This window comes from Bradyrhizobium sp. cir1 (genome assembly GCF_014198245.1).
Classification (GTDB): Bacteria; Pseudomonadota; Alphaproteobacteria; order Rhizobiales; family Xanthobacteraceae; genus Bradyrhizobium.
Genome location: NZ_JACIHE010000013.1, coordinates 33,917 through 59,044, shown reverse-complemented (window position 1 = coordinate 59,044; position 25,128 = coordinate 33,917). Strand labels below are relative to the sequence as shown.

At 64.5% G+C, this 25,128-nt stretch carries 25 protein-coding genes; 8 read left to right on the top strand and 17 right to left on the bottom strand.

Features of this window, described 5'->3' with window-relative positions:
- Nucleotides 1-424: 424 nt before the first annotated feature.
- A complete protein-coding gene (locus tag GGD63_RS24450) occupies nucleotides 425-1,069 on the bottom strand; it encodes a response regulator transcription factor (RefSeq protein ID WP_183245712.1) in 645 nt (214 codons plus the stop codon).
- A gap of 86 nt (nucleotides 1,070-1,155) precedes the next feature.
- Here GGD63_RS24450 and GGD63_RS24445 point away from each other — a divergent pair, with 86 nt between their 5' ends.
- Nucleotides 1,156-2,487 carry a histidine kinase gene (locus GGD63_RS24445; RefSeq protein ID WP_183245711.1) on the top strand — a complete coding sequence of 444 codons (1,332 nt, stop codon included), beginning with the start codon at nucleotides 1,156-1,158 and terminating at the stop codon, nucleotides 2,485-2,487.
- A gap of 97 nt (nucleotides 2,488-2,584) precedes the next feature.
- Here GGD63_RS24445 and GGD63_RS24440 read toward each other — a convergent pair whose 3' ends face one another.
- The 9 genes from GGD63_RS24440 to coxB form a co-directional block, all read right to left on the bottom strand.
- Entirely contained in the window at nucleotides 2,585-2,953 is a 369-nt protein-coding gene (locus GGD63_RS24440) for a nuclear transport factor 2 family protein (protein ID WP_183245710.1), read from the bottom strand.
- A gap of 118 nt (nucleotides 2,954-3,071) precedes the next feature.
- Nucleotides 3,072-3,824: an SURF1 family protein gene (locus GGD63_RS24435; protein WP_183245709.1), complete on the bottom strand. Its 753-nt coding sequence runs from the start codon at nucleotides 3,822-3,824 to the stop codon at nucleotides 3,072-3,074.
- Complete coding sequence (locus GGD63_RS24430; RefSeq protein ID WP_183245708.1) at nucleotides 3,821-4,222, bottom strand: DUF983 domain-containing protein; 402 nt, start codon at nucleotides 4,220-4,222, stop codon at nucleotides 3,821-3,823. The genes GGD63_RS24435 and GGD63_RS24430 overlap by 4 nt, the downstream gene beginning before the upstream one ends.
- Nucleotides 4,223-4,319: 97 nt before the next feature.
- Nucleotides 4,320-5,216, bottom strand: coding sequence for a cytochrome c oxidase subunit 3 (locus tag GGD63_RS24425; RefSeq protein ID WP_183245707.1), 897 nt, complete (start codon nucleotides 5,214-5,216; stop codon nucleotides 4,320-4,322).
- 78 nt (nucleotides 5,217-5,294) lie between these two features.
- Entirely contained in the window at nucleotides 5,295-5,948 is a 654-nt protein-coding gene (locus GGD63_RS24420; protein WP_183245706.1) for a cytochrome c oxidase assembly protein, read from the bottom strand.
- Nucleotides 5,949-5,953: 5 nt separating this feature from the next.
- Nucleotides 5,954-6,118, bottom strand: coding sequence for a CoxF protein (locus GGD63_RS24415; protein WP_183245705.1), 165 nt, complete (start codon nucleotides 6,116-6,118; stop codon nucleotides 5,954-5,956).
- 7 nt (nucleotides 6,119-6,125) lie between these two features.
- Nucleotides 6,126-7,070 carry a heme o synthase gene (locus GGD63_RS24410; RefSeq protein WP_183245704.1) on the bottom strand — a complete coding sequence of 315 codons (945 nt, stop codon included), beginning with the start codon at nucleotides 7,068-7,070 and terminating at the stop codon, nucleotides 6,126-6,128.
- A 60-nt stretch (nucleotides 7,071-7,130) separates the two neighbouring features.
- Nucleotides 7,131-8,753 carry a cytochrome c oxidase subunit I gene (gene ctaD / locus GGD63_RS24405; protein WP_183245703.1) on the bottom strand — a complete coding sequence of 541 codons (1,623 nt, stop codon included), beginning with the start codon at nucleotides 8,751-8,753 and terminating at the stop codon, nucleotides 7,131-7,133.
- An 88-nt stretch (nucleotides 8,754-8,841) separates the two neighbouring features.
- Entirely contained in the window at nucleotides 8,842-9,696 is an 855-nt protein-coding gene (coxB, locus tag GGD63_RS24400; protein ID WP_183245702.1) for a cytochrome c oxidase subunit II, read from the bottom strand.
- A gap of 447 nt (nucleotides 9,697-10,143) precedes the next feature.
- Between coxB and GGD63_RS24395 the strand changes: the two genes are divergently transcribed.
- From GGD63_RS24395 to GGD63_RS24380, 4 genes are all read left to right on the top strand, one after another.
- Entirely contained in the window at nucleotides 10,144-10,677 is a 534-nt protein-coding gene (locus GGD63_RS24395) for an invasion associated locus B family protein (RefSeq protein WP_183245701.1), read from the top strand.
- Nucleotides 10,678-11,006: 329 nt separating this feature from the next.
- Nucleotides 11,007-12,434 (top strand): metalloprotease TldD, encoded by a 1,428-nt coding sequence (gene tldD, locus GGD63_RS24390; RefSeq protein ID WP_183245700.1) that lies wholly within the window; start codon nucleotides 11,007-11,009, stop codon nucleotides 12,432-12,434.
- The gene (gene lepB / locus GGD63_RS24385; protein WP_183245699.1) at nucleotides 12,431-13,207 is read left to right on the top strand and encodes a signal peptidase I; all 777 of its coding nucleotides are present in this window, start codon (nucleotides 12,431-12,433) and stop codon (nucleotides 13,205-13,207) included. Before tldD ends, lepB begins: the two co-directional genes overlap by 4 nt.
- 112 nt (nucleotides 13,208-13,319) lie before the next feature.
- Entirely contained in the window at nucleotides 13,320-13,886 is a 567-nt protein-coding gene (locus GGD63_RS24380; RefSeq protein ID WP_183245698.1) for a nucleotidyltransferase family protein, read from the top strand.
- Nucleotides 13,887-14,003: 117 nt separating this feature from the next.
- Here the strand turns inward: GGD63_RS24380 and GGD63_RS24375 are convergent, their stop codons facing one another.
- The 3 genes from GGD63_RS24375 to GGD63_RS24365 form a co-directional block, all read right to left on the bottom strand.
- Nucleotides 14,004-14,582 carry a PAN domain-containing protein gene (locus tag GGD63_RS24375; protein WP_183245697.1) on the bottom strand — a complete coding sequence of 193 codons (579 nt, stop codon included), beginning with the start codon at nucleotides 14,580-14,582 and terminating at the stop codon, nucleotides 14,004-14,006.
- A 112-nt stretch (nucleotides 14,583-14,694) separates the two neighbouring features.
- Nucleotides 14,695-16,065: a glutamate--cysteine ligase gene (locus tag GGD63_RS24370; RefSeq protein WP_183245696.1), complete on the bottom strand. Its 1,371-nt coding sequence runs from the start codon at nucleotides 16,063-16,065 to the stop codon at nucleotides 14,695-14,697.
- A 99-nt stretch (nucleotides 16,066-16,164) separates the two neighbouring features.
- Nucleotides 16,165-16,662, bottom strand: coding sequence for a MarR family winged helix-turn-helix transcriptional regulator (locus GGD63_RS24365; RefSeq protein WP_018644966.1), 498 nt, complete (start codon nucleotides 16,660-16,662; stop codon nucleotides 16,165-16,167).
- A 126-nt stretch (nucleotides 16,663-16,788) separates the two neighbouring features.
- Between GGD63_RS24365 and gstA the strand changes: the two genes are divergently transcribed.
- Both gstA and GGD63_RS24355 read left to right on the top strand, forming a co-directional pair.
- Nucleotides 16,789-17,403, top strand: a complete 615-nt coding sequence (gene gstA / locus GGD63_RS24360) for a glutathione transferase GstA (protein ID WP_183245695.1) — start codon at nucleotides 16,789-16,791, stop codon at nucleotides 17,401-17,403.
- 219 nt (nucleotides 17,404-17,622) lie between these two features.
- Entirely contained in the window at nucleotides 17,623-17,931 is a 309-nt protein-coding gene (locus tag GGD63_RS24355) for a hypothetical protein (protein ID WP_183245694.1), read from the top strand.
- Between the two features lie 459 nt (nucleotides 17,932-18,390).
- Here GGD63_RS24355 and GGD63_RS24350 read toward each other — a convergent pair whose 3' ends face one another.
- The 4 genes from GGD63_RS24350 to GGD63_RS24335 all read right to left on the bottom strand — a co-directional run bounded on the left by GGD63_RS24350 (nucleotide 18,391) and on the right by GGD63_RS24335 (nucleotide 24,175).
- Nucleotides 18,391-20,607, bottom strand: a complete 2,217-nt coding sequence (locus GGD63_RS24350) for an FAD-dependent oxidoreductase (RefSeq protein WP_183245693.1) — start codon at nucleotides 20,605-20,607, stop codon at nucleotides 18,391-18,393.
- Between the two features lie 18 nt (nucleotides 20,608-20,625).
- Nucleotides 20,626-21,834, bottom strand: a complete 1,209-nt coding sequence (locus GGD63_RS24345) for an acetyl-CoA C-acetyltransferase (RefSeq protein WP_183245692.1) — start codon at nucleotides 21,832-21,834, stop codon at nucleotides 20,626-20,628.
- Between the two features lie 54 nt (nucleotides 21,835-21,888).
- Entirely contained in the window at nucleotides 21,889-23,679 is a 1,791-nt protein-coding gene (locus tag GGD63_RS24340) for an acyl-CoA dehydrogenase C-terminal domain-containing protein (protein WP_183245691.1), read from the bottom strand.
- A 112-nt stretch (nucleotides 23,680-23,791) separates the two neighbouring features.
- The gene (locus GGD63_RS24335) at nucleotides 23,792-24,175 is read right to left on the bottom strand and encodes a nuclear transport factor 2 family protein (protein ID WP_183245690.1); all 384 of its coding nucleotides are present in this window, start codon (nucleotides 24,173-24,175) and stop codon (nucleotides 23,792-23,794) included.
- A gap of 198 nt (nucleotides 24,176-24,373) precedes the next feature.
- On the opposite strand from GGD63_RS24335, the gene GGD63_RS24330 reads away from it, so the two are divergent.
- Entirely contained in the window at nucleotides 24,374-24,964 is a 591-nt protein-coding gene (locus tag GGD63_RS24330; RefSeq protein ID WP_183245689.1) for a PadR family transcriptional regulator, read from the top strand.
- Nucleotides 24,965-25,128: the final 164 nt, after the last annotated feature.

Here is a 25,128-nt window from a genome sequence, read left to right as displayed (position 1 = left end):
CTTCCCGCTCGGGCCTTTCCAACGAAAAGGGCTGCGGCGATGCCGCAGCCCTCTCTTGGAAGGTCTGTCGTTGATATGTGCAGACCAGTTTGGCTCGTCCGGGGCGCCTGCCCGCTAAAACTGTTGCTGCAAGCTTTCGTCGCCTGTCACGAAATCGTCAAGAGCCAAAACCGCGCACGCCGCAAATGTTCCTGTCTTTCCCGGCGCATGTGAATGCCGCTGCTCCAGATACGAGCAAATCGAGAGGGCATTTTGCCGCTCTTTCCCGAACTTCAGATCAAGACAGGAACGAACGCCGCCTCGGTCCATTGTGCCGGGGGGTTGGCGTCCGCCGCCGGCCATGCATTGCCCGGCCGGCGGAAGCGCCGATCCGTCGGCCGAACCGCTGCATCCTGAAGCAGCCGGTTCGGTCGCTGGCGGCAAGTCAGCCCATCCCGATTTCCACGGCAATCCGGATCAGGTCGGAATGGTTCTTGGCGCCAAGCTTCTGCTTGAGCAGCGACGTGGTGTTGGCGACGGTCTTGTAGGAGATGCCGAGCGCCTCGGCGACCTCGACGATCTTGTCGCCGCGGCCGAGCAGGCGGAGAATCTCCAGCTCCCGCGGCGTCATCTGCGAGGCCGGATTGGCCTTGATCGCGGCGCCGGAGAAGGTCACGGCCTCCGCCAGCTGCGGCGAGATGAAATTGTCGCCCGCGACCACCTTGCGCACCGCTTTCAGCAGGATCCGGGGATCGTCGCCCTTGGAGACATAGCCCTGGGCCCCAAGCTCGACCGCCCGCACCACGAAGGCCGGATCGTCATTCATGCTGAACATGATGATCTTGGCCTCGGGATCGTCTTTGCGTATGCGTCGCATAAGCTCGAAGCCGGAGACGTCGGGCAGGCTGATGTCGATCACGGTGACGTCGGGCCGCTTGCTGACATAGGCACGGTGACCGGATTTGGCGTCGCCGGCCTCGTCGATCCGGATCGAATGGTCGGAGGCAAACAGGGTGCGGCAGCCGGACAGCACCACGGGGTGGTCGTCGACAATGAGAATCCGGGTCGCCGGCTTGGCAATATCTTGCATCGCGCGCTCTCTTGTTTTGCGACTCATAGACCGGCGGGAACAAATGGAAAGAGAAAATCACGCCGATACGCGTTAGAATTGACCTAATGTGGCAACGACTTCCGTTCAGAACGCAACTGTTTCTTCCGCTCGGCGCAGGTTTTCTCGCGGCGCTGGTCCTGGGCGGCATATTGCTGCAGATATTTGCAACCGGTCAACTGGCCGACGAGAACGAGCCGGCTCGACGTTCGACCAAAACGATCGCCGCCGCGCTCAACAACACGCTGCGCGCCTCGGACGATCCGCAGAAAACGCTCGAGGCCTTCGTCCAATCCCTGGACACCTCCTCCGATATCCAATTCCGCGCAGTGGAGGCGGGTCCCATTTCCTCCGCGAAGGACGGTCTGCGCAACCTGCAGACAGTGCCGCAGTGGTTTCTCCACCTGCTGACCATGCCGGACATCGACGCTGCGTCGCCGGTGGTCATTGACGGCAGGCATGTCGGCGACATCGTCTTCCTGCCGGACCTGTCGGCCGACCTGTTCGAGAAGTGGATCGGCTTCCTCGCGCTGACCAGCCTTGTCGTCGTGCTGATGGCGCTCACCGGCACCATCGCCTATCTGTTCGCGGGATCGGTGGTGCGCCCGCTGCAATATCTCGGCGAAGGACTGACGCGAATACGGCGCGGCGACTACGCGACGCCGATCCCGGTCGAAGGGCCGCCCGAGATCCGGCGCAGCTGCGAGGCGGCGAACGCCCTGGCTGCAACGCTCGCACAATTGAGCCATGACAATCGCGACCTGTTGCACCGCCTGGTGTCGCTTCAGGACGACGAGCGGCGCGATCTCGCCCGCGATCTGCACGACGAGCTCGGCCCGCTCCTGTTCAGCATCCGCGCCGGCACGATCTCGCTGATCGAGGCCTCCTCACCGGCAGGAAATCTCGGCAATTCGGCGGAGGAGGTGCTGCAATCGGTCGAGGCGCTCCAGCAGACCAACCGCCGCATCCTCGACCGGCTGCGCCCGCTCTATATCGAGGAATTGGGGCTGGAGACGAGCGTGCAGACGCTGCTTCGAAACTTTCGCAAGCAGGCACCGCATATCGGCCTGACGGCCACGATTGATCCCGGCCTCAACGCGATCGACGGACCGCTGGCCCAGACCGTCTACCGCGTGATCCAGGAGGCGCTGACCAACGTGCTGCGCCATGCCGGCGCGAGCAACGCCGACGTGCAGGCGGCGATCGTCGGCGACGCGCTCGTCATCGAGATCTCCGACGACGGCGGCGGCTTTCCCGAGGGCAATGTGTTCGGCCGCGGCCTGACCGGCATGCATGAGCGCGTGCGCGCACTCAGCGGGTCGCTGTCATTGCTGCGCGCGGACCACCGAACCCATGTGCGCTGCCGCCTGCCCGTGGAGAGGGCGCGAGACGCGCTTTAAAGCGCGATGAGATTGGGATGAATCGTCATCGCGCTTTAGCTTGTTGTTTACGCATGATCTTTCCGGAAAACCGCTTCGCACTTTTCCGGATCATGCTTTAGCACGCGCAGCCGCCGTGGGCGTTCTGTCGCGCGGGCGTGCACAGCGTGCTGTAGATCTTGCCTTCCGGGCTGAAGCGAAACGAGGCGTGAATACGCAGCGCGCCCGCGACGGAATATTCGAGATCGACGCCATGCGGCGCCGGCTCGATCTCTTCCAGCCCGAAACCCGCCGCCAGGTAGGCGCTGAGCCGCGATCCCCAGTAGCTTTCGAGCTCGCGTCGGCCGCGATGATAGTGCTGCGTGCCGTTGCACATGCACTCGACCTCCGCATCGTCCGCATAGAGGTCGAGCAACGTCGCAAGGTCGCCCGTCCTGCAGGCATCCACCCAGTCGACGACAATTCCCATCTGATCGAAATCGCTCACGCTGCATTCCTGTCTGCCGCGGACACACTCAAGCACGGCTTAGGATCACACTCGTGAATATGTGTTGAATAATAAAGCCCGGGCGATTCCGGGTTCCGTCCGGGAACCTACGGATGGTTCAGACCGAGCGCCGTCCTTTCATCCAGACGCCGAAAGCGATCAGCACGGCGCCCGCAAGCGCGAACCAGGTGACGGCGTATTGCAGGTGATCGTCCTTCAGATGCACGTCCAGCGCACCGGGGCGCGGAATTCCGTTGTCCGGCGCCGGCTGCTCCAGGTCGAGATAGAACGGTGCCACAGCGCCCCAATGAAGCGCGCTTGCGATCGCGAGATGATCGCGCACGAACCAGAGCCGCTTGTCGCGATTCTCCGCCGGAGTCATCCAGTTAGGTGCCTCGGGAAAGCGGAGATAGCCAGTGAGCGCGACGGGCTGCCCGGTGACGAGCTTCTTCACCGCACGGTCCTCGATGCTGCGGTCCTGCATCGTGTTCTCGATGAAGCCCGCATCGATCACGACCATCTCGCCGGTCGGGAGCCGCGCCGGCAGGAAGGCCCAGGTGCCGGGACCTGAAGCGTCCTTGCGTACGGCCGAGCCGGACGAATAGACCATCGCATCGGGCAGCGGGGCGTAGGTCGCGGTGAAGCTGATACGGCGGAATTCATCGCGGGCGGAATTGAGCGCCGCCCATTGTGCGGACGGCGGCAGCGCAACGGGAGCCGCCGCCAGACGCTCGGTGAGCGCCGCGATCAGCTCGTGCTTGGCCGTCCGGCGCTGCAATTGCCAGACGCCGAGCGCGACGAAGGAAGCGGTCAGGACCAGCGTGAACAGCGCGAAGCCGGCCACGCGAGGCTTGCGCGCAGGCTGGTTCATTTCGTGCGGTCGATCGGCCGGCCCGGCGCCGCCTTGTGGTGGAATTGCAGCGCGATCAGCAGCGACTTCATGGAGCGCAGCGGCAGCAGCGTGGTGGCGAGGATCAGCGGCAGCCAGAGCACCGCATGCAGCCAGAACGGCGGCTGATACTTGACCTCGACGACGAGCGCGCAGCCGACCACAATCGCGCCGGCCAGCATGATGATGAAGATCGCTGGACCGTCGCCGGCATCGATGAAGGCATAGTCGAGGCCGCAGCGATCGCAAGCGGGGGCGAGGTTGAGGAAGCCCGCATAGAGCTTGCCCTGGCCGCAGCGCGGACATTTGCAGGCAAGCCCGCGCATCGCGCTTTGCAGAACGGTGGTTTCAGGCTCGGATGGACCGGCGGTATCGTTCATGATGGCGTACTTTATCACATTTCCCGTAGAATCTTTCGGCGGCCGGAAAGCGAAAGGGCGGCCCTGCGGCCGCCCTTTCCAATCAATCCAACACAGCTCAGTGCGCGCCGTGAGCCATGGCCTCGGCACCTTGTCCCCACACATAGATGCACAGGAACAGGAACAGCCAGACCACGTCGACGAAGTGCCAGTACCAGGCCGCAAACTCGAAGCCGAGATGCTGCTTCGGCGTGAAGTGGCCGGCATAGGCGCGCGCCAGGCACACGATCAGGAAGATGGTGCCGACCAGCACGTGGAAGCCGTGGAAGCCGGTGGCCATGAAGAAGGTCGCGCCATAGACGTTGCCCGCGAAAGAGAACGCCGCGTGGCTGTACTCATAGGCCTGCACGCAGGTGAAGAGCGCGCCGAGCACAACGGTGAGGATCAGGCCGTATTTGAGGCCCTGGCGATCGTTTTCAAGCAGCGCGTGGTGGGCCCAGGTCACGGTGGTGCCTGACGTCAGCAGGATCAGCGTGTTCAGCAGCGGCAGGTGCCAGGGATCGAAGGTCTCGATGCCCTTGGGCGGCCAGGTGCCGGGCACCGCGCAGGCGCCGGCCTGCGTGCCGAGGCCGCAGCCGAACACCGCATCGCGGGTGGCATGGACGGCGTCGGCCGGAAACAGCGCCGCGTTGAAATAGGCCCAGAACCAGGCCACGAAGAACATCACCTCGGAGGCGATGAACAGGATCATGCCATAGCGGTGATGCAGCTGCACGACTCGGGTGTGGTCGCCCTTGTACTGGGCTTCCTTGATCACGTCGCCCCACCAGCTCGCCATGGTGTAGAGCACGCCGACGGTGCCGACGCCGAACACGATCGGGGCGGCCGCGAACATGTGATGCATCCAGGCGATCGCACCGACCGCCATGATGAAGGCCGAGAGCGAACCGACGGCCGGCCAGGGAGAGGGATCGACCAGGTGATAGTCGTGATGCTTGGTGTTCGCCGTAGCCATTTCCGTCTCTCTCCTCAATCCCGTGCCTGTCCGGCACTTATCCCCTTGTTTCCAACCCCTGAGCGACAGGCCCGGCGGTCAGAGATTTCCCTTGCGTCTGTCGCCCTCGCCGGATGCGAGCGGCTTCACCACCGGATCCTTCACCGGATAGAACGTGTAGGACAGCGTAATCGTGTTCAGCCTGTCGTTCTCGTGATCGTCGGCGATCGATGGATCGACGTAGAACACGACCGGCATCTCGCGCTTCTCGCCCGGCGCCATGGTCTGCTCGGTGAAGCAGAAGCAGTTGATCTTCTGGAAGTAGGAGCCGACCGTCAGCGGCGCGACGTTGTAGGCGGCTTGCCCCGCGGTGGTGCGCGCGGCCTGGTTGGTCACGGTGTAGAAGACCGTCACGACCTGACCGATATTGATCTCGATCTCGCCCTGCTCCGGCTCGAACTTCCAGGGCAGGCCGGGCGCGACGTTGGAATCGAAGCGCACGGAAATCTTTCGTGCAATGGGACCGCTCGCCGGCGCGGAGGTCGCGACCTGTGTCGTGCCGTTGAAGCCGGTGGCGCGGCAGAACCAGTTGTAGAACGGCACCGCCGCATAGGAGGCGCCGACCATCAGCGCCACCACGCCGCCGCAGATCGAGGCGACCAGCGCGTCGCGGCCAAGACCACCGAAACGACCCTTGGAACGGCCCTTGGCCGTCCGGCTCTGATCCCGCGATATGGTCGGCTCGTGATCCATGTTTCCTACATCGGCCGGACTAGCACTGCCGGTCCCTTGACCATGGTGACGGCGAAGAACAGCACCACCAGCACGCCGAGCGCGAGTGCGATCGCGATCGAACGCTGACGACGGCTCTTCTGCTGCGCCTCGGTGAGGACGATTCCGTCTGGCTCGCGTTTGTCAGCCATTCCTGCCTCATGCGCCCCCAACCATCGGAGCAAGCGCCCGGACCACGACCTCGGCCAGCAGGGTCGCGAACAGCGCGAACAGATACAGGATCGAGAAAGCAAACAGTTTTCGCGTCGCGCGCAGCGACGCAGCTCGCGTCCGGCGCATATAGACGTTGATGGCGAGCACCAGCATGCCGGCGCCGAGGATCAGCGAGACCACGCCGTAGATGGCGTCGAAATAGCCGAGCGCCCAGGGCGCAGCGGCCACCGCGATCAGCACGACGGTGTAGAGCAGGATCTGCAGACGCGTCGCATCGGGGCCGGCGACGTTGGGCAGCATCGGAATGCCGGCGCGCGCATAATCGTCGGAGCGGAACAGCGCCAGCGCCCAGAAATGCGGCGGGGTCCAGAAGAAGATGATGGCGAACAGCAGCAGCGGCTCGACGTCGACCGTGCCCGTCACGGCGGCCCAGGCCACCACCGGCGGCAGCGCGCCGGCGGCACCGCCGATCACGATGTTCTGCGCGGTCCAGCGCTTCAGCCACATCGTGTAGATCACGACATAGAAGAAGATGGTGAAGGCGAGCAGCGCGCCCGCGATCCAGTTGACGAGGATGCCGAGCGTCATCACCGAGAAGAAGGCGAGCGTCGTGCCGAATGCCATCGCCTCGGGACGGGTGATGCGGCCCCGCGGGATCGGCCGGTTCGCCGTGCGCGACATCTTGGCGTCGATGTCGCCTTCGAGCGCCATGTTCAGCGCGCCGGAGGCACCGGCGCCGACGGCGATACAGAGCAGCGAGGTGATCGCGAGCACGGGATGGAAATGCCCGGGCGCCATCGCCATCCCGACCAGCGCGGTGAAGATCACCAGCGACATCACCCGCGGCTTCAGCAGCGCAATGTAGTCGCGCACCTCCGCTTCGGAGATGCGGGGATTGATGTTGACGGCGTTGTGGTCGAGGACGGACACTAATTCAACTCGCTTCGTTATAGAGCCGCGGCGCCCATGACGGGCGCCGCGGGAGCTTGCTTACTGCACGCGGGGCAGCACTTCGAACTGGTGGAAGGGCGGCGGCGAGGACAGAGTCCACTCCAGCGTGGTTGCGCCAGCACCCCAAGGATTATTGCCCGCCGGCACCCTCTTCATGAAGGCGTCGAGCACACAGTAGAGGAAGATCAGCACGCCGAAGCCGGAGATGTAGGAGCCGAGCGACGAGACCAGGTTCCAGCCCGCAAACGCATCGGGATAGTCGACGTAGCGGCGCGGCATGCCCGACAAACCGAGGAAATGCTGCGGGAAGAACACCATGTTGACGCCGACGAAGGTGACCCAGAAGTGCGCTTTCGCCAGCGTCTCGTTGTACATGTAGCCCGACATCTTCGGGAACCAGTAGTACCAGCCGGCGAAGATCGCGAACACCGCACCCAGCGACAGCACGTAGTGGAAGTGCGCGACGACGTAGTAGGTGTCCTGGAGCACGCGGTCGACGCCGGCGTTCGCCAGCACGACGCCGGTGACGCCGCCGACCGTGAACAGGAAGATGAAGCCCACCGCCCAGATCATGGGGGCGCGGAACTCGATCGAGCCGCCCCACATCGTGGCGATCCAGGAGAAGATCTTCACGCCGGTCGGGACCGCGATCACCATGGTCGCGGCGACGAAATAGGCCTGCGTCGCCGAGGACATGCCGACCGTGTACATGTGGTGCGCCCACACCACGAAGCCGATGCCGCCGATTGCGACCATGGCGTAGGCCATGCCGAGATAGCCGAACACGGGCTTGCGCGAGAACGTGGAGACGATCTGGCTGATCATGCCGAAGCCGGGCAGGATCAGGATGTAAACTTCGGGGTGGCCGAAGAACCAGAACAGGTGCTGGAACAGCACGGGGTCGCCGCCACCGTCGGGCGCGAAGAAGGTGGTGCCGAAATTGCGGTCGGTGAGCAGCATGGTGATCCCGCCGGCGAGCACCGGCAGCGACAGCAGTAGCAGGAACACCGTCACCAGGATCGACCACACGAACAGCGGCATCTTGTGCAGGGTCATGCCCGGCGCGCGCATGTTGAAGATCGTGGTGATGAAGTTGATCGCGCCCAGGATCGAGGAGGCACCGGCGAGGTGCAGCGACAGGATCGCGAAGTCGACGGCCGGGCCCGGATGGCCCGTGGTCGACAGCGGCGCGTAGATGGTCCAGCCGGCGCCGACGCCGTTGCCGCCCGGCTCGCCCTCGACGAAGGTCGACATCAAGAGCAGCGCGAAGGAGGCCGGCAGCAGCCAGAACGAGATGTTGTTCATGCGCGGGAACGCCATATCAGGCGCGCCGATCATCAGCGGCACGAACCAATTGCCGAAGCCGCCGATCATCGCCGGCATGACCATGAAGAAGATCATGATCAGACCGTGCGAGGTCACGAAGACGTTGTAGGTGTGCGACTCGTGGAAGAGCTGCACGCCGGGATACATCAACTCGGCGCGGATCGCGATCGACATCGCCGCACCGATGATGCCGGCGATGACCGCGAAGATCAGGTACATCGTGCCGATGTCCTTGTGGTTGGTCGAATAGACGTAGCGCCGCCATCCGGTCGGATGGGCGTGCTCGTGTCCGTGGTCTTGCGCGTGATCGCCGTGTGCCGCTGCGCTCGTTGCCATTTTCAAATCCTGCCTTGCGTCCCAATCGGACCTTTGGAGGTCCCGCCCTCTTATGTCGATTTCAGTCCCCTCGAGCCTTGCCCGGCGCTTACTGCGTCGGGCCGGCCGCGGAGGCGTAGGTGCTGGCGCCGCCGCTCGCGAATTTCTTCTTCGCCGTCTCGACCCAGGAGGCGAACTCCTGGTCGCTCACCACGCGCACCGCGATCGGCATGAAGGCGTGGTCCTTGCCGCACAGCTCCGAGCACTGGCCGTAATACATGCCGACCTTGGTGGCCTTGAACCAAGTTTCGTTCAAGCGGCCGGGGATGGCGTCGATCTTGATGCCAAAGGACGGCACCGCGAAGGAGTGAATGACGTCGGCGCCTGTGGTCTGGACGCGAATCACCTTGTTGACGGGAACCACCATCTCGTTGTCGACACCGAGCAGCCGCGGCTGCTTGTCCTGGGCCATCAGCGAGTCGAACTCGAACTTGCCGTTATCGGGATAGGCGTAGGACCAGTACCACTGCTTGCCGGTGGCCTTGATGGTCAGGTCCGCCTTCGGCACATCGAGCTCGAGGAACAAGAGGCGGAACGACGGCACCGCGATGCCGACCAGGATCAGCACCGGAACCAGGGTCCACACCACCTCGATCAGCGTGTTGTGGGTGGTCCGCGACGGCACCGGATTGGCCTTCGCGTTGAACTTGATGACCACGACGATCAGCAGCGCCAGGACGAACAGCGTGATCAGGGCGATCAGCACGAACAGGAAGTTGTGGAACCAGACGATGTTGTCCATCACCGGCGATCCGGACTGCTGGAGCCTCCACTCCCACGGCGCCGGCTGCCCGAGCTCGGCGAATGCCACGCCGCCCGTCGCCAGCGTCAGGCCAGCCGCCACCAAGGCGATGGTCGCCAATCCCAGCAAATGCCGGCCTACCCGGCCCATCGACATCCTCATGCCGTTCGCGCTCCCCTTACGAAATCACCCCAAGTGCGTCCCCCTATTTCCGGGAAACGCTTATTCGATCCGTCCGTCTGACGAACCGCCGCTCAAGAATACCTCTAAGAGGAATTGGGGCCAGATCGCTAGAACGCCGAAATCAAGCCTCTCAAACCATAATTCTTGATCTATCGCAATGCAGTCTTGAGCCCCGTCTGTCAGCGATCACCCGCAAGATATTTCCTAGTAACATCAGACAAAAATACCGTTTCCCGGGATGCCGCGGCTTGACAGCGGAATTGCCCGCTGTAGGCACTTGCGAACGGCCGCACAGGAACCTGATTCGTGCCGGCGGTGGCGGCCTCGGCGGCGCGGAATTTGCTTGGGAATTGCCTTCAAGACGCCGTCATTTCCGTATCAGTCCACCCGCGCAAGCGACCCAAGCGAGCAGAGGGACCGACCCCGATGGGGCTTTCGAGATGCATGGCAAGGCAGGCTGACGGCCTCTCGGCGCTGGCAGCCCTGCTGGCTGCGGTCGTTCTCCTGGCCCTTCCGGGCCTTGCCCATGCGCAGGGCGCGGTGCGCTCCGTCCATGGCGACTGGCAGATCCGCTGCGACACCCCGCCGGGCGCCCAGACCGAGCAATGCGCCCTGATCCAGAGCGTGGTGGCGGAAGACCGCTCCAATGCCGGCCTGACCGTGATCGTGCTCAAGACCGCCGACCAGAAGAGCCGTCTGATGCGCGTGGTCGCCCCGCTCGGCGTCCTGCTGCCCTCCGGCCTCGGCCTCAAGCTCGACAACCAGGACGTCGGCCGCGCCGGCTTCGTGCGCTGCCTGCCCAATGGCTGCGTCGCCGAGGTCGTGATGGACGACAAGCTGCTCGGCCAGCTTCGCACCGCCAAGACCGCCACCTTCATCATCTTCGAGACCCCGGAAGAAGGCATCGGCTTCCCGCTCAGCCTGAACGGGCTCGGCGAGGGCTACGACAAGCTGCCGTAGGCGATATCCCTCGCACATTCTCAATCCCGTTATCCTGAGGCGCGAGTTCGGCAGCGCAATCGCGCTGCCGTGCGAGCCTCGAAGGATGAACGGCCGAGCTGCCGGCCGGGCCGTCGCCCTTCGAGGCTCGCCGAAGAGGTGAGCGCCTCCAGCGACAACGGCTCCGCCGTTGCGCGGGGGTGACGGTGATGGACCAAAGCTTTCGATCTGCGCTTCGGATATGACAATGATTTCAATCATGTCGTTTCGGTAATGTGACGGCCCGCCCTCTCGCCGAACGGTTCGGAAGCCATTATCTTGCCCGACATCTCTCCGACAATGGGTGATCGATGACCAACCCCGCCACAACCTCCCTGCTCGACCGTGCCAATCTCGACCGCGACCAGGTTCGCAACGAGGTCGCGCGCGGGCTTTCCGGCGCCGACGACGGCGAGCTGTTCCTGGAATACAGCCAGACCGAAGCGCTGATGTTCGACAATGGGCGGCTGAAGCAGGCGACCTACGACACCTCGCAGGGTTTTGGGCTTCGCGCTGTCAAGGACGACGCGGTGGGTTACGCGCATTCCTCCGACGTCTCGCTGCCGGCACTGATTCGCGCCGCCGACGCGGTCGCGGCCGTGCGCGGCGGCTATTCCGGCAGCTTTGCGGCCCCGCCGGCGCATACCAACGTGCGGCTTTATAGTGACGACAATCCGCTCGATGCCCCCGGCTTCGAGACCAAGGTCAAGCTGCTGGCCGAGATCGACGCCTATTTGCGCGACAAGGATCCGCGGGTGCGGCAGGTCAGTGTCAGTCTGGGCGCGACCTGGCAGGTGGTCGAGATCCTGCGGCCCGACGGCGAGAGCTATCGCGACATCCGTCCTCTGGTGCGCGTCAACATTTCCGTCGTCGCCGGCCAGGGCGACCGCCAGGAGAGCGGCAGCAAGGGCTATGGCGGCCGCGCCAGCTATGCCGAGTTCATCGAGAGCAGGAACTGGCGCGATGCCGCCGACGGCGCGCTGCGCGAGGCGCTGGTCAATCTGGAATCGATTCCGGCCCCGGCCGGCGAGATGGACGTCGTGCTGGGCGCCGGCTGGCCCGGCGTGATGCTGCATGAGGCGGTCGGCCATGGCCTCGAAGGCGACTTCAACCGCAAGAAAACCTCGGCGTTCGCTGGCCTGATGGGCCAGCAGGTCGCGGCCAAGGGCGTCACCGTGGTCGACGACGGCACCATGGCCTCGCGCCGCGGCTCGCTCTCGATCGACGACGAGGGCACGCCGACCAACCGCACCGTGCTGATCGAGGACGGCATCCTGGTCGGCTACATGCAGGACCGCCAGAACGCACGGCTGATGAACATGAAGCCGACCGGCAACGGCCGCCGCCAGGGCTATGCCCATGTGCCGATGCCGCGCATGACCAACACCTACATGCTCGCGGGCGACCGCGATCCGGCCGAGATCCTTAGCTCAGTGAAGAACGGCGTGTTCGCCGCGAATTTCGGTGGCGGCCAGGTCGACATCACCTCGGGCAAATACGTATTCCAGTGCACCGAGGCCTACAAGATCGAGAACGGCAAGATCGGCGCGCCGCTGAAGGGCGCGATGCTGATCGGCAACGGGCCGACCGACCTGCATCGCATCCGCATGATCGGCAACGACCTCGCGCTCGACACCGGCATCGGCACCTGCGGCAAGAACGGCCAGGGCGTGCCTGTCGGCGTCGGCCAGCCGTCGCTTCTGATGGAACGCATTACGGTGGGTGGAACGGGCGCATGAGCGTTGAAAAGGTAACTGCACCCGCCAAGCGCAAGAGCAGCGGCTGGGGTGGGCAGCTGGTGCAGCTCGCCGGCATCGTCGCCGCCGTGTTCATCGCCAAGGGCGCACTCGCCGAGCCGTTCTACGTGCCGTCGGGCTCGATGGAGCCGACGCTGCTGATCGGCGACGCGCTGATCGCCTCGAAATTCCCCTATGGCTACGGCACCTCGTCGCTGCCGATCCAGATCAACCTGCCCGAGAGCGGCCGCGTGTTCGCGGAGACGCCGAAGCAGGGCGACGTCGTGGTCTTCCGCTGGCCCGGCGATCGCGCGCAGGCCTGGGTCAAGCGCGTCGTCGGCCTGCCCGGCGACCGCATCCAGATGCGCCAGGGCCAGCTCTTCATCAACGACCGCCCCGCCGAGCTGAAGCCGGATGGCGTTGGCGCGGCCGAGGACGACAATGGCGGCAGCGAGCCGGCCTATCGCTATGTCGAGACGCTGCCGAACGGCGTCTCGCACCTGATCTTCAAGATGCGCGACAACGGCCCGCTCGACAACACGCCCGAGGTAACGGTGCCGGCCGGCCACCTGTTCGTGCTCGGCGACAACAGGGACAACTCCGCCGACAGCCGCGTGCCGCTGCGCTCCGGCGGCGTCGGCTTGCTGCCGATCGACAATCTGGTCGGACGCGCGGATGCCGTGCTCGGCTCCTGGGATCTCGGCATGCGCGGCCAGCCGGTGTGGACCTGGCTGTCCGGCTTCCGGCTCGCGCGGTTCTTCACCGCCGTGCATTGACGGGATCGTAGGATGGGCAAAGCGGAAGCGTGCCCACCACGTCTGTCGCAACGTGGAGAGATGGTGGGCACGGCGCGTGAAGAGCGCGCCTTTGCCCACCCTACGATTTCCGATGACCCGCGACGAATTTCTCGCTCTCGCCCTGCGCAATCCGGTCAATGTCACGATCATCGACGAGCTCGCGCATCTCGCCCTTCCCGATGCCTGGCTGGTCTCGGGATGCCTGGTGCAGACGGTGTGGAACGTGCTGACAAACCGCGCCACCGATCACGGCATTGCCGACTACGACGCGTTCTATTTCGATCCTGATACATCGTGGGAGGCGGAGGATTCGGTGATCCGCAAGCTGCATCAGCGGCTCGCGCATCTCGGCGTCAAGGTCGAGATCCGCAACCAGGCGCGCGTGCATCTGTGGTACCCCGCCAAGCACGGCCTGCCCTACCCGCCCCTGAGAAGCTCGACCGAGGGCATCGACCGCTTCCTCACGCAGAACACGCAAGTCGGGGTCAGGCGCGCAGGCGATGGCTATGAGGTCTACGCGCCGCATGGCTTTGGCGATGTCGCAGGGCTGATCGCGCGACCGAATCCAGGCCCGAATTTTTCAGCGACGAACTACGCGATGAAAGCCGCGCGCTGGAAGGCGCTGTGGCCGGAGCTCACGGTGATCGCGGCGGAGTGAGTTGCCCGCTTCATCCTCCTCGTCATTGCGAGCGAAGCGAAGCAATCCAGAATCCCTCCGCGGAAACAGTCTGGATTGCTTCGCTGCGCTCGCAATGACGGCGGTGAGAGCTGCGCTCTACCGCACCACGCCCGACGTGAACCCCGCCTTCCTGCGCGGCGGCTTGATCTCCTTTTTCAGGAAGCAGCGCGCCTCGCGGCCGGTATAGCCGGGGCGGGCGTAGGTGAAGGCGCGGCACTTGTTGTCGGCGGTGCAGGCGGCCTTGCAGGCCTCTACGCTTTCGCCGTCCTTGAGCTCGAAATTGCGCAAGTCGCCGCCGGGGCGATCGATCGACGTCTCCACGCCTTCGACGCGCGGCTCGATCACGCCGGCGCCGCGGACGCCGGAGATGCAGCAACTGCCGGGCACGCGCGCCGGCACGGTGTTCTTGAGCCAGCACACCGCCGCGGCACCGTCGATGTCGGGATAGCTGAAGCTCCACGAGCGACAGCGGCGGTCGCGCTCGCACAGCAGAGCGCAGTCCTCGGGGTCGCCCGAGGTGACCGGCGTGCTGAAATAGTCGCCGCCGGGCCGGTCGAATGCCGTCTGGGCGCGCGCCGGCACGCTCGCAAACGCGAGCGAAAGCAGCGTGACACATGCCACGACGCTTGCCAGGACGCTTGCCATGACGCCCCCGGACAGGCGGCCCTTCCCCATCGGAACAGCTTTCGAGTTATTGACGACGCTCAGGTTTTTTCAGCCGATCATTTGATCGCCGCAAACCTGTATGGGCGATGAACGGCCTAAATCCTGGTCGTCGCGTATCGAATTAGAACGCGTATTCCGCGTAGGCCGGTTCCACCGAGCCCTTCCAGGGACCGTTGAACTTCTCGATCATTTCCTCGGCCGGCGTCCGGCCGGAATCGATGATGCGGTCGAGCGGCTCCAGATGCCGGGTCTCGTCGCGTCCGAGCTGGTCGATCCGGCCGCGCCGACGCAGGCCGGCATGCGCCAGAACGAGGCAGTCCTTGGCGATCTCGAACAGATAGCGGTCCTTGATCCGCGACTTGAAGCCGAAGCGCGGCACATCGTCGCGCAGGGCCTGGCGTTCATGCGCGGACCAGTGCTTCACCATGTCCCAGGCGGCATCGAGCGACACATCGTCATAGAGCAGCCCGACCCAGAATGCCGGCAGCGCCGGCAGGCGCCCCCACGGTCCGCCGTCGGAGCCGCGCATCTCGAGATAGCGCTTCAGCCGCACTTCCGGGAAGATCGTCGAGAGATGGTTGGCCCAGTCCGACAGCGTCGGACGCTCGCCGGGAAGGTTGTTGTTGCGGCCATCGAAGAAGGCGCGGAACGAGGAGCCCGACACGTCGATGTACTCCTCGCCGCGCTTGACGAAATACATGGGCACGTCGAGCGCGTAGTCGACATAGCGCTCGAAGCCCATGCCGTCCTCGAACGCCCACGGCATCATGCCCGCGCGCGCATTGTCGGTGTCGCGCCAGATCTCGGAGCGGAAGGAGAGGAAGCCGTTCGGCCTGCCCTCGGTGAACGGCGAGTTGGCGAACAAGGCGGTTGCGACCGGCTGGAGCGCGAGCGACACGCGCAGCTTCTTGACCATGTCGGCTTCGGAAGAGAAGTCGAGATTGGTCTGCACCGTGCAGGTCCGGTACATCATGTCGAGGCCGTACTGGCCGACCTTCGGCATGTAATTGGTCATGATCTTGTAGCGGCCCTTCGGCATCACCGGGATGTCCGAGCGCGACCAGGACGGCGTCATGCCGAGGCCAAGGAAGCCGATGCCGAGCGGCGCTGCGATCTCGCGCACCTGGGCGAGGTGCGCCATCAGCTCGCTCTGGGTCTGGTGCACGTTCTCGACCGGCGCGCCCGACAGCTCGAACTGTCCGCCCGGCTCGAGCGAGATCGCGCCGCCGCCGGTGACGTCATAGAGGCCGATGATGTTGCCCTTCTCCATGATCGGCTCCCAGCCGAGCAGGAGCTTCATGCCTTCGAGCAGCGCGCCGATGCCGCGCGCGCCTTCATACGGCACCGGACGGTGGCCTTCGAGCGTGAACGGCGTCTTCTCGTGCTCGGTGCCCATGCGGAATTCGGACGGGTCCTTGCAGCCGGCCTCGAACCACGCGACGAGTTCGTCGCGTGACTGCAGTGGCGTCATATCGATCTGGTCTCGCGCCATATCAAACTCTAATCAAAGGCGCTTCGACCGAATGCGCGCGGGGTGAAGGGGATCGTCCGCGAACCACCGGGTGCGCGGACGTGCTGGTTTGCCGCGCGATCATCGCGACGGCGTGCTTTCGTTGACGTTGGCGACGGGCGGCAGCTTCATCTCGCCGCACGAGCAGCCCAGCCGGTCGAGCAGACCGCTGAGCTTGACGGCATCGGCATCGGACAGTTTCGAGCCGACATATTTCTCGATTGCGGCCGAATAGGCCCCCCACATCCGCTTCTGCAGTTCGCGGCCGGCTTCGGTGATCTCCACGAACTGGCCGCGCTTGTCGATCTTGCATTCGCGCCGGGAGGCGAGCCCCTCGTCGACCAGGCGGTCGATCAGGCGCGAGGTGGAGTATTGCGGGATCAGCATCTGCCGCTCGAGTTCCACCGGCCGCAGCTCTCCGCTCGGCGCGCGCGACAGCTCGAGCAGCGCGTCATACCAGGCCAGCGGGGGGAAGCCCGCCTTCTTCAGGTCCTGCTCGACGCAGTCGAGCACGCGGCTCTGCACCCGCATCAGGCGGATCCAGGCGGAGGTTGCCTCGGTCGATGGTTTGCGTTTCATGGTCCCGCTCAAGCTGGTCGCCCGTCTCTTACCTCACTCGATGCACCTGCATCAATCTTGACTATTGCATGCAGGTGCATGTAGGCGTTCCTTCGCCGCAGCCAAGCGTCAAGAGGAGGAAATTCCATGAAGCTCTATTATTCGCCCGGGGCCTGCTCCCTGTCCCCCCACATCGCGCTCCTGGAAGCCGGCCTGCCCTACGAACTGGTCAAGGTCGATATCCGGGCCAAGAAGCTCGAAAATGGTGAGGATTATCTGAAGCTGAACCCCAAGGGCCAGGTCCCTGCGCTGGGCCTCGACAGCGGTGAGATCGTGACCGAAGGTCCCGTGATTGTCCAGATGATCGCCGATCAGGCGTCAACCAAGGCGCTGGCGCCGGCCCACGGCAGCGCCGAGCGCTACAAGCTGCTCGAATGGCTGAACTTCCTCACCTCCGAGGTGCACAAGAGCTTCAGCCCGATGTTCGCACCGGCGCTGAACGACGAGGCCAAGGCCTTCTTCAGGGATCGCGTCATGGGCAAGCTGAAATACATCGACAGCCAGCTCGCCGGCCGCGACTACCTGATGGGCAAGCAGTTCACGGTGGCCGACGGCTACCTCTTCACGATGCTGACCTGGGCCGACCGGATGAAGTTCGACTTCACCGCGATGCCGAACCTTGCCGCCTACAAGGCCCGCGTCGCCGCGCGCCCGCAGGTGCAGGAGGCGCTGAAGAAGGAAGGGCTCGCGCAGGCGAAGTAGGCGCTCGCAAGACGCAACGTGCGAAAGGCCGGATCGAGGATCCGGCCTTTTTATTTGCCGCAGCGCAGCGCGAACCTGTTCCGCCCGATCATCGTACCTTGACTGGACTTATGAACTACTGTTCGCCAAATGTAAGTGGTGCTGTCTTGTCAGCACGCGCAAAGCGGGCGAGCTTGAGGCATTGATTGAAGAATATTTGCACTCTCACCGGGGTTTAAGTTGACGATTGCCATCGTCCTGATCGTTGCAAGCGCGCTGGTGGGAATCGCGACAGGTCGCGTTTTCAGGATCTGGGCGCTGGTCGTGATCTCGCCGTTGATCGCAGTTGTCTCGGCGATCGTTCTTCGCGCGTACGATTTCGGGATGGTGGGGGGCGTGATTGTCATTGCCGTCTGTCTTGTCGCCGCCCAGCTCGCCTATCTCGCTGCATCGTATCTGCTGCACGCTCGCGCGGTCTCACCCCATGACGAAGTCGACGGCGAGCCAGGCGAGATAGGCCAGCAAAAAATCCGCCGCCAGCACAAGTAGCGCCAACGCGGCCCAGAGCGCGGGGCCTTTGCGGCGCAGGCGCGCCGGCTTCTGCTGCGATGAGAGTTGGCCAGTTGCGGACGCAACAGCATCTTTTGCGGCAAGATCGCGATCGAGCGCGGTCTTCCGCAGCACCAAGGAGTTCATCAAGGACAACTTTCTTTTCGTCTTCGGCTTGCCGATGGGGATCGGCAAGTGTCCCAACGCGATTCGTGACCCTGACCCGCAGCAAGACTAGTGCCAGGGCCGAGCAAAAGAACGGCGCCGCTTTGGCGCGCCTATGACAATTGCGCGACGCCGCAGCAGCGGGGACTCTGGCACGGTTCCTACTCGGAATCTGTGAGCGGTTCCACAACCTGGAACAAATCTGACACAACCCTTGATAAGTTGTCTGAAAATGCAAAAAGGCCGGATCAACGATCCGGCCTTTCTGTTTCGAATGCGCAGCCTGTCAGCCGATCAGGCCGCTGCCGCCTTCTTCGGCGCGAACCGCCCGTAGAAGGTTTCCCCCTTCGCCGCCATCTCCTCGAGCAGCTTCGGCGGGGTGAAGCGCGAGCCGTACTTCGCTTCAAGCTTGTGGCAGAGCTCGACGAACTTCTTCGTGCCCATGAAATCGATATAGGACAGCGTGCCGCCGGTGAACGGCGCGAAGCCGAAGCCGAGGATCGAGCCGACATCCGCCTCGCGCGGATCGGTGATGACGTTGTCCTCGACCGTGCGCGCGGCTTCCACCGCCTGCACCACCAGGAAACGCTGCTTCAGCTCCTCGATGTCGAGCGTATCAGGGTCGAGCTGCTTCGGCTGCAGCGCGGAGAGACCCGGCCACAAGCTCTTCTGGCCCTTGCCCTTCTCGGGGTAGTCGTAAAAGCCCTTGCTGTTCTTGCGGCCGAGACGGCCCTGCTTCTCGACCATCTCCACCATCAGCTTCTTCTGATCGGGATTGATGGCGTTGGGGCCGAGATCGGCTTCGGTCGCCTTCATGATCTTCAGACCAAGATCGAGCGCGACTTCGTCCGACAGCGAGAGCGGGCCGACCGGCATGCCGGCCATCTTGGCGCAGTTCTCGATCATCGCCGGCGGCACGCCCTCAAGGAACATCTCGTTGCCTTCGGCGACGTAGCGGCCGACGCAGCGGTTGGCGAAGAAGCCGCGAGAGTCGTTGACGACGATCGGCGTCTTGCCGATCTGGCGGACATAGTCGAGCGCGGTCGCCAGCGCGACATCGCCGGTGTTCTTGCCGAGGATGATCTCGACCAGCATCATCTTCTCGACCGGCGAGAAGAAATGGATGCCGACGAACTTGCCCTGGTCCTTGAAGCTCTCGGCCAGCGAGGTGATCGGCAGCGTCGAGGTGTTCGACGCGAAGATCACATCCGGCTTGAGATATTGCTGCGCCTTGGCGAAGGTTTCCGCCTTGACCTTGCGGTCCTCGAACACGGCCTCGATCACGAGGTCGACGTCCTTCAGCGCGGCATAGTCGGCGGTCGGCGTGATACGCGCGAGCAGCGTCTCGGCATCACCGGGCTTGGCGCGGCCCTTCTTGATCTGCTCCTCGATCACCTTCTGCGCATGCGCCTTGCCCTTGTCGGCGCTCTCCTGGTCGCGGTCGATCAGGACGACGTCGAGGCCGGCGCGGGCCGAGACGTAGCCGACACTGGCGCCCATGAAGCCGGCGCCGATCACCGCGATCTTCTTCACCTTGGTCGCGGGCACGTCCTTCGGGCGGCGCGCGCCCTTGTTGAGCTCCTGCATCGACAGGAACAGGCTGCGGATCATCGCGGCCGCTTCCTTCGAGCGCAGCACCGAGGTGAAGTAGCGCGACTCGACGCGAAGCGCGGCGTCGATCGGCAGCTGCAGGCCCTCATAGACGCAGCTCATGATCGCGCGCGCGGCCGGATAATTGTCGTAGGTCTCGCGGCGGTAGATCGCATTGCCGGCCGGGAACATCATCATGCCGGCCTTGGAGAACACCGGGCCGCCGGGCAGCTTGAAGCCCTTCTCGTCCCAGGGTGCGACGGCCTTGCCGCCGCCCTTGATCCAGTCCTTCGCCGCCTTGATGAGGTCGGCGGCGGGAACGATGGCGTGGATCAGGTTCAGCGCCTTGGCCTTCTCGACCGTGACGGGATCGCCCTTGAGCAGGATCGTCATCGCGTCCTGCGGCGGCACCAGGCGCGGCACGCGCTGCGTGCCGCCGGCGCCCGGGAACAGGCCGACCTTGACCTCGGGCAGGCCGAGACGGGTCTTGGGATTCTCGGCCGCGACGCGATAGTGGCAGCACAGCGTGATCTCGAAACCGCCGCCGAGCGCGAGGCCGTTGATCGCGGCCGCCCACGGCTTGCCGGAGGTTTCGATCGAGCGCAGCACCTGCGAGAAGCGGCGGCTCTGGTCGAACAGCATCTGGTTCGCGGCGGTCTCGCCCTGCTCCTTGAACACTTTTGCGTAGGCCTGGTTCATGCCTTCGAGCATGGAGAGGTCGGCGCCGGCGCAGAACGCCTCTTTCGCCGAGGTGATGACGACGCCCTTCACTGCGGCGTCAGCCGTGGTCGCCTTGACGATCGCGTCGAGCTCGCTGGTGGAGGTCTCGTCGAGCACGTTCATCGAACGGCCCGGGATGTCCCAGGTGACGAGCGCGATGCCGTCGGTGTCGGTCTCAACCTTGAAGTTCTTGTACGACATGGTGGTTGCTCCTTACCCTTAGACGCGCTCGATGATGGTCGCGGTGCCCATGCCGCCGCCGATGCACAGCGTCACAAGGGCCGTGGACTTGTTGGTGCGCTCGAGCTCGTCGAGCACGGTGCCGAGGATCATCGCGCCGGTCGCCCCCAACGGATGGCCGAGCGCGATGGCGCCGCCATTGACGTTGATCTTGGCATTGTCGATGTCGAAGGCCTGGATGTAGCGCAGCACGACGGAGGCGAAGGCCTCGTTGAGCTCGAACAGGTCGATGTCCGACTTCTTCATGCCGGAGCGCGCGAACAGCTTTTCGGTGACGTCGACCGGACCGGTCAGCATCATCGCCGGCTCCGAGCCGATGTTGGCGAAGGCACGGATCTTGGCGCGCGGCTTCATGCCGTACTTGGCACCCGCCTCCTTGCTGCCGAGCAGCACGGCACCGGCGCCGTCGACGATGCCCGACGAGTTGCCGGCGTGATGCACGTAATTGACGCGCTCGATCTCCGGGTGCGACTGGGTCGCGACGCCGTCGAAGCCGCCCATCTGCGCCATCATCGTGAACGACGGCTGCAGCTGCGCCAGCGACTGCATCGTGGTCGAGGGACGCATGTGCTCGTCCTTGGCGAGGATGGTGAGGCCATTGATGTCCTTGACCGGGACGATCGACTTGTTGAAGCGGCCTTCATCCCAAGACTTCGCCGCACGCTGCTGGCTCTGCACCGCGTAGGCGTCGACGTCATCACGCGAGAAGCCGTATTTGGTCGCGATCAGATCGGCCGACACGCCCTGCGGCATGAAATAGGCCGGCACCGCCATCGAGGGATCCATCGGCCAGGCGCCGCCGGAGGCGCCGATGCCGACGCGGCTCATCGATTCGGCGCCGCCGCCGATCACCAGCTCATGCTGACCGCTCATGATCTGCGCGGCGGCAAAGTTCACGGCATCGAGGCCGGAGGCGCAGAAGCGGCTGATCTGCACGCCGGGCACGGCGTCGCCGAGACCGGCCTTCAGCGCGGCGAAGCGCGCGATGTCGGAACCGGCTTCGCCGACGGGATCGACCACACCGAGCACGACGTCGTCGACCGAGTCTTCCGGCAGGTTGTTGCGGTCCTTCAGCGCCTTCAGCGGCACCGCGGCGAGCGCAAGCGCAGTGACTTCGTGCAGCGCGCCGTCGGCCTTGCCGCGGCCACGGGGGGTGCGGACGTGATCGTAGATGAATGCCTCAGGCATGACGCCCTCCTGATGTGATGTTCGATACGATTGGGAGCAGGCAGCGGGAGCGGCTCAGAAAGCTTCCGCCGGCAATTCCATGATGGTGGCGCAGCCGGACTGGATGCGCGCGAGATTGGCCGCGGTCTCCGGCAGCATCCGCTCCATGAAGAAACGACCGGTGACGAGCTTGGTCGAGAGATAGGGCGTCGCGCCGCCCTCGGCAATCTTGGCATTCGTCACCTTGGCCATCTTCGCCCACATGTAGCCGAGCGCGACGAAGCCGAAGAGATGCATGTAGTCGGTCGCGGCCGCGCCGGCATTGTCCGGCTTCATCATCGCGTTCTGCATCAGCCACGTCGTGGCCTGCTGCAGATGGCCGAGCGAGGCCGAGAGCGGGGTGATGAAGGGCTTCATCGCCTCGTCGCCGCCGTTCTCCTTGGCGAAGGCCATGACCTCGCCGAAGAAGGCCATGATGGCGCGGCCGCCGTCGCGCGGCAGCTTGCGGCCGACGAGGTCGAGCGCCTGGATGCCGTTGGCGCCTTCATAGATCATGGCAATGCGGGCATCTCGCACGAACTGCTCCATGCCCTGCTCGGCGATGTAGCCGTGGCCGCCATACATCTGCTGCGCCTGCACCGCGTTGGCAAAACCGTACTCGGTGAGGAAGCCCTTCAGCACCGGCGTCATCAGGCCCATGTGATCGTCGGCGGCCTGGCGGTCCTTCGGGTCTTCGGAGCGGTGGGCGACGTCGCTCTTCAGCGCGGTCCACATCACGAAGGCGCGCGCGGCCTCGTTGAAGGCGCGGATCGAGAGCAGCGTGCGGCGCACGTCGGGATGCACGATGATCGGATCGGCCGCCTTGTCCGGCGCCTTGGCGCCGGTGAGCGCGCGGCCCTGGATGCGCTCGCGGGCATAGGCGACCGCGTTCTGATAGGCGACCTCGGACTGCGCGAGGCCCTGCACGGCGACGCCGAGCCTGGCCTCGTTCATCATCACGAACATGCCCTGCATGCCCTTGTTCTCTTCGCCGATCAGCCAGCCGGTGGCGTTGTCGTAGTTCATCACGCAGGTCGAATTGCCGTGGATGCCCATCTTGTGCTCGATCGAGCCGCAGACGACGCCGTTGCGCTGCCCCACCGAACCGTCGGCGTTCACCAGGAACTTCGGCACCACGAACAGCGACACGCCCTTGATGCCGGCGGGTGCGCCCTCGATGCGGGCCAGCACGAGGTGGATGATGTTGGGCGCGAGATCGTGCTCGCCGGCCGAGATGAAGATCTTGGTGCCCGTGATCTTGAAGCTGCCGTCGGCCTGCCGCACCGCCTTGGTGCGGAGCATGCCGAGATCGGTGCCGCAATGCGGCTCGGTCAGGTTCATGGTGCCGGTCCACTCGCCTGCGACCATCTTCGGCACGTAGGTCTGCTTCTGCTCGGGCGTGCCGTGCACGAGAAGCGCGGCGGTCGCGCCCATGGTGAGGCCGCCATACATCGAGAACGCCATGTTGGCGGAGATCTGGAATTCGTTGACCGCTTGCGAGAGCGTCACCGGCAGGCCCTGACCGCCGAACTCGGTCGGAGCCGACAGGCCGAGCCAGCCGCCTTCGGCGACCTGCTTGAAGGCGTCCTTAAAGCCCTTCGGCGTCCTGACGCTGCCGTCGTCGGCGCGCTTGCAGCCTTCGAGATCGCCCACACGATTCAGCGGCTGCAGCACCTCTTCCGCGAGCTTGGCGGCTTCGCCGAGGATCGCCTCGCGCACGTCGCTCGACGCATCGGAGAAGCCCGCCAGATTGTCGTAGCGATCGATCTGGAAGACGTCGTTGAGCAGGAAGTTCACGTCTTCGACGGGGGCTTTATAGATCGGCATGGGGTTCTCCCGGCATTAGCCTTGAAGTCTGGGCTTGAAATGATGTTTGCGCGATTCCTGCGGCGCAGCCTTTGCCCGCGAGCTTAGCGGGTTCGGCAACCTCAGGGCAGGGTCATGATTGGGCGGCAAGCTGCTCCGCCATCAGGCGGTGCAGCATGTTGATCGCCTTGAGCGGACGCACCATCACCTTGAAATGCGTGATGCGTCCCTCGGTATCGAAGCTGATGATGTCGACGCCGTTGATCTCGATGCCGTCGATGACATTCTTGAATTCGAGCACGGCGCCATCAGCGCTCTTCCACTCACCGACATAGGTGAAGCCGGGACCGCCGAGCACCTTCTCTGCGCTGGAGAGGTATTTGAAGGTGATGTCGCGGCCGCGCTGCGGCGAATGCACGACGGGGCTTTCGAAGATGGCGTCAGGATGGAGGAGGTCCCAGAGCGCGGCGCGGTCATGAGACTTCATGTAGGCGTACCAGGAATCGAGGCCGGTCATTCTCGGGTGCCTCCCTAAGGCCTGGAAAAAAGTTGCGAAAACAACCCCATGCACAGTAGCGAGGAGGTTGATTTCGCTGGGTTTTCGGGTGGGTCTTTGGCCCCATCCTCGATCCGTCCCATATGCACATTGACGCATATGCGCCGATGCGCATAAAGTCAAGTAGATTGGTCAGAGATCGAGAACAGGAGGCCGGTCATGGCACTGGGCGACGCAATCCTCGCATGCCTGACGGAACGTCCGATGACGGGCTACGAGCTCGCCAAGACGTTCGATTCCTCGATCGGCTTCTTCTGGAAGGCCGACCACCAGCAGATCTATCGCGAGCTCTCCAAGCTGCGCGACCGCGGCTACATCCAGGGCCGCGAGGTCGTGCAGTCAGGCAAACCCAATAAACTCATCTATACGCTCACTCCGGAAGGCCGAACAGCGCTGCGGCACTGGGCCGCGCGCCCGAGCACGCCCCCCTCGATCAAGGACGACCTGCTGGTGCGGCTGCACGCGCTCGACAGCATCGACATCGAGCCGATGCGCACCGACCTGATGGCCCGCCTGGAGCACCACCGCGACCGCCACGCCAACTACGAACGCATCCTGAAGAAGCGCTTTCCGGACGGCACCGCGGAAGGCCGGCTCGATCTCGGCAACCTGCTCCTGCTTCAGCTCGGCGCGCGCCACGAGCAGATGGTGGCCGATTTCTGCGAAGAGGCCCTCGCGGCGCTGTCGACGATGAGCGGCAAGAGCACCGTGGTGCCGATCGAGGATGGCAAGCGCGAGGGGAAGGGGTGAGGGGAAGGGGTGAGGGGGCGGGTGCGATAGGACGGAGTTCTGGCTACCCACTCCCAATGTCATCGCCCGCGCAGGCGGGCGATCCAGTACGCCGCGCCAGCTCGATTCTAGCCGCGCTGCCGCGGCGTACTGGATGCCCCGCCTTCGCGGGGCATGACACCGGA

Bases quoted from the DNA above. Each gene is read 5' to 3' on its own strand.
- GGD63_RS24450 (WP_183245712.1), bottom strand. From the start codon at position 1,069: ATGCAAGATATTGCCAAGCCGGCGACCCGGATTCTCATTGTCGACGAC.
- GGD63_RS24445 (WP_183245711.1), top strand. From the start codon at position 1,156: ATGTGGCAACGACTTCCGTTCAGAACGCAACTGTTTCTTCCGCTCGGC.
- GGD63_RS24435 (WP_183245709.1), bottom strand. From the start codon at position 3,824: ATGAACCAGCCTGCGCGCAAGCCTCGCGTGGCCGGCTTCGCGCTGTTC.
- GGD63_RS24430 (WP_183245708.1), bottom strand. From the start codon at position 4,222: ATGAACGATACCGCCGGTCCATCCGAGCCTGAAACCACCGTTCTGCAA.
- GGD63_RS24425 (WP_183245707.1), bottom strand. From the start codon at position 5,216: ATGGCTACGGCGAACACCAAGCATCACGACTATCACCTGGTCGATCCC.
- GGD63_RS24420 (WP_183245706.1), bottom strand. From the start codon at position 5,948: ATGGATCACGAGCCGACCATATCGCGGGATCAGAGCCGGACGGCCAAG.
- GGD63_RS24415 (WP_183245705.1), bottom strand. From the start codon at position 6,118: ATGGCTGACAAACGCGAGCCAGACGGAATCGTCCTCACCGAGGCGCAG.
- ctaD (WP_183245703.1), bottom strand. From the start codon at position 8,753: ATGGCAACGAGCGCAGCGGCACACGGCGATCACGCGCAAGACCACGGA.
- coxB (WP_183245702.1), bottom strand. From the start codon at position 9,696: ATGAGGATGTCGATGGGCCGGGTAGGCCGGCATTTGCTGGGATTGGCG.
- GGD63_RS24395 (WP_183245701.1), top strand. From the start codon at position 10,144: ATGGGGCTTTCGAGATGCATGGCAAGGCAGGCTGACGGCCTCTCGGCG.
- tldD (WP_183245700.1), top strand. From the start codon at position 11,007: ATGACCAACCCCGCCACAACCTCCCTGCTCGACCGTGCCAATCTCGAC.
- lepB (WP_183245699.1), top strand. From the start codon at position 12,431: ATGAGCGTTGAAAAGGTAACTGCACCCGCCAAGCGCAAGAGCAGCGGC.
- GGD63_RS24380 (WP_183245698.1), top strand. From the start codon at position 13,320: ATGACCCGCGACGAATTTCTCGCTCTCGCCCTGCGCAATCCGGTCAAT.
- GGD63_RS24375 (WP_183245697.1), bottom strand. From the start codon at position 14,582: ATGGGGAAGGGCCGCCTGTCCGGGGGCGTCATGGCAAGCGTCCTGGCA.
- GGD63_RS24370 (WP_183245696.1), bottom strand. From the start codon at position 16,065: ATGGCGCGAGACCAGATCGATATGACGCCACTGCAGTCACGCGACGAA.
- GGD63_RS24365 (WP_018644966.1), bottom strand. From the start codon at position 16,662: ATGAAACGCAAACCATCGACCGAGGCAACCTCCGCCTGGATCCGCCTG.
- gstA (WP_183245695.1), top strand. From the start codon at position 16,789: ATGAAGCTCTATTATTCGCCCGGGGCCTGCTCCCTGTCCCCCCACATC.
- GGD63_RS24350 (WP_183245693.1), bottom strand. From the start codon at position 20,607: ATGTCGTACAAGAACTTCAAGGTTGAGACCGACACCGACGGCATCGCG.
- GGD63_RS24345 (WP_183245692.1), bottom strand. From the start codon at position 21,834: ATGCCTGAGGCATTCATCTACGATCACGTCCGCACCCCCCGTGGCCGC.
- GGD63_RS24340 (WP_183245691.1), bottom strand. From the start codon at position 23,679: ATGCCGATCTATAAAGCCCCCGTCGAAGACGTGAACTTCCTGCTCAAC.
- GGD63_RS24335 (WP_183245690.1), bottom strand. From the start codon at position 24,175: ATGACCGGCCTCGATTCCTGGTACGCCTACATGAAGTCTCATGACCGC.
- GGD63_RS24330 (WP_183245689.1), top strand. From the start codon at position 24,374: ATGGCACTGGGCGACGCAATCCTCGCATGCCTGACGGAACGTCCGATG.